Origin of the sequence: Sphaerochaeta sp. UBA5836 (genome assembly GCF_002432845.1) — a bacterium.
In the GTDB taxonomy this organism is placed as follows: domain Bacteria; phylum Spirochaetota; class Spirochaetia; order Sphaerochaetales; family Sphaerochaetaceae; genus Sphaerochaeta.
Window position 1 is genome coordinate 1 of the sequence record NZ_DJGW01000041.1, and the last position, 2131, is coordinate 2131.

General features: G+C 49.8%; 3 protein-coding genes. 2 read left to right on the forward strand and 1 reads right to left on the reverse strand.

Annotated elements, in window-relative coordinates; all coding sequences use genetic code 11:
* A partial coding sequence (locus B3F49_RS03280) for a hypothetical protein (RefSeq protein WP_293908938.1) occupies positions 1–381 on the forward strand: 381 nt, incomplete at its 5' end.
* On the opposite strand, the gene B3F49_RS03285 is transcribed toward B3F49_RS03280, so the two are convergent.
* On the reverse strand, positions 348–1253 hold the full coding sequence (locus tag B3F49_RS03285; protein ID WP_293908939.1) for a cation transporter: 906 nt from the start codon (positions 1251–1253) through the stop codon (positions 348–350). The two genes, B3F49_RS03280 and B3F49_RS03285, sit on opposite strands and share 34 nt — an antisense overlap.
* 460 nt (positions 1254–1713) lie before the next feature.
* On the opposite strand from B3F49_RS03285, the gene B3F49_RS03290 reads away from it, so the two are divergent.
* On the forward strand, positions 1714–2052 hold the full coding sequence (locus tag B3F49_RS03290; RefSeq protein ID WP_293908940.1) for a hypothetical protein: 339 nt from the start codon (positions 1714–1716) through the stop codon (positions 2050–2052).
* Positions 2053–2131 lie beyond the last annotated feature (79 nt).

Sequence of the window (2131 nt, forward strand, 5' to 3'; positions counted from 1 at the left end):
TGCAATCGCCGGTCTTTCAATGGGTGGGTATGGAGTGTTGAAGGCTGTCCTGACCAATCCAATGCAGTCGCCAGTATGAGTGGAGCGCTTGACCTTGTATCCCCGGCAAACCGGAAGCAGGAGGAAAAGCTGTCGTTTCCCGCCGAATTTGCAAACACCTTCGGCCCGCTTGCCTGTCTTGCGGGCAGCAATGATGATCTGTTTGCACTTGCCCAAGGTATTGGGGCGGTGCAACCACGATTGTATATAACCTGTAAAGCGGAGGATTTTTTCTATGAGGACAACAAACATTTTGTTCAAACGTTCTCAGGGCGTCTGAACATCACCTATGAAGAGCTTTCCGGCTCTTATGCCTGCTGCAGTGACGGCAAGGCTGTGTAGTCCACCCAGCGGTCGTCAAGGGTGAAGATGATATCGGCCTCACACCAGTTGCTGTAGGAGTAGAGGGCTTTGAGTATTTCCAGCCTGATGGAATCGAGCTGCAATACAGATCGTTCTTCTTTCAGATAGATATACATGAGTATGTTCAATGACCTGCCCTGTTTGGATGCAAAGACTTCGGCTTTCAGAAAATCATACTTGCGCACAAACTTGTATGCGATTCGTTCCAAGGCTGCTTGAGTCGAACTTGCCGGTGCGGCTCCAAGCAGTTCCTTGCTGTATTGGACCAAATCCTTGCCCAAGAGAGGAATCATGCAGACAAGGAACCCCAAGGTGAGGACCGGATCGATGTATCGCATCAACAAGGTCAGGGAAAATCTTGAGGCAATGTAGGCGATCAGCATCGCCGACAGGGAAGCAAGGCTGAGCAGGGTATCAAGCAGCCAAGCCTTGCTCTCCGCCCTGAGAACCGGGCTTTTTACACGGTTGGCTTCGCGTTTGAGGATGGTATACACCGCAGCGCACACCACAAGCGATAACGCGGAGATGGGAAGTGTGATATTCACCGAAATCTCATAACCGCCGGTAAACAGCGAGAGAAAGGCTGAGGATCCAATGGCAAGGACCATGACCAAGAGCGTGAGCGACCTCATTACCAAAAAGAAGGGTTCGAAGGCCGCAAAGCCGAATGGGAATTTGTCGTTGTCACGTTTGAACAACAACGTTACCACCTGGCCTGAGCCAAGTATGAACAGGCTTTGGATGAGAGAGTACAATCCATCAAGGAGGAGTGAACGTGAAGAGGCTAGCTGTGAAGCCACTACTCCCAAAAGGCCGAAGAGCAGGCATACAACGGTTGTAAACCGCAACATTGAAATTTCTCGTGTTTTGATACGCATAAGGTTTTATGAGTCCGGCACCGCTGCTTATACTCCTCTGAATATCCGCCGAAGGTGCGAAGTATTCACTCCAAAGAAAAGGGAACAGAGAGATGGTGCTGGAAACTATATAACTATACTACAAAAAAAAGGCTGTTGGCACAAGAGCCCGGGTTGTCTGTGTGCACAGGCCGTGATTGGGATATTGCAAAAATAGAATAATTAACACTATACTAATTGGTATAAATTCCTATTCTTTTCCTGCGATTGGCACAAAAAAGGCCCCATTCTGGACCAATGTCAGGGAGAAATGGACTTTGGTTGCTGGTTGTTCAACAAAATATGGTGATTGGGGTAAAAACTATGCTTTTAGGGTAAAGGCTATAGTTCGAAAAATGGGGGGACTTTTACGTATCAATAGCTTCCTCTGAGTTTTTCCAACTACACGGGAGGCATGGCTCTGCCTGTACCTTGGGTATGGCATAAAGAACGGCGTCAAATACGCCAAGACCAGTACTATGTCCTGTGCAACCTTGCCAATTGCCATGCCGGTGACTGGTGGGATGGCAACTATGTGAGGATTCTCTACCCTGATGCCAACCTGAGCAGACAGAGGATCAGCGACATGCTCCTCTCCATAGGGGATGAGGGCGTTTATCGGGACTTCTTCAAGGAATATGTGAAGCTCCTTGCCAGGAGGGAGGAAGTGACCGATATCCTGATCGCCGGCACGGGCCTGCCCGACAGCATCCTTTTCCCCCTTACGGCCATCAGGACATCAGCAACGAGATGAGGCTCATCTCTGTCCTGCAGCAGGAGACCGGGCTCCCCCTCTTCATGCACTACTGCCCCGCAAGCGTCGTCGACGTCAA

What these genes read in the sequence shown, in the direction of transcription:
- B3F49_RS03285 (WP_293908939.1), bottom strand. Translation starts at nt 1,253, where the DNA reads ATGTTGCGGTTTACAACCGTTGTATGCCTGCTCTTCGGCCTTTTGGGA.
- B3F49_RS03290 (WP_293908940.1), top strand. Translation starts at nt 1,714, where the DNA reads ATGGCTCTGCCTGTACCTTGGGTATGGCATAAAGAACGGCGTCAAATA.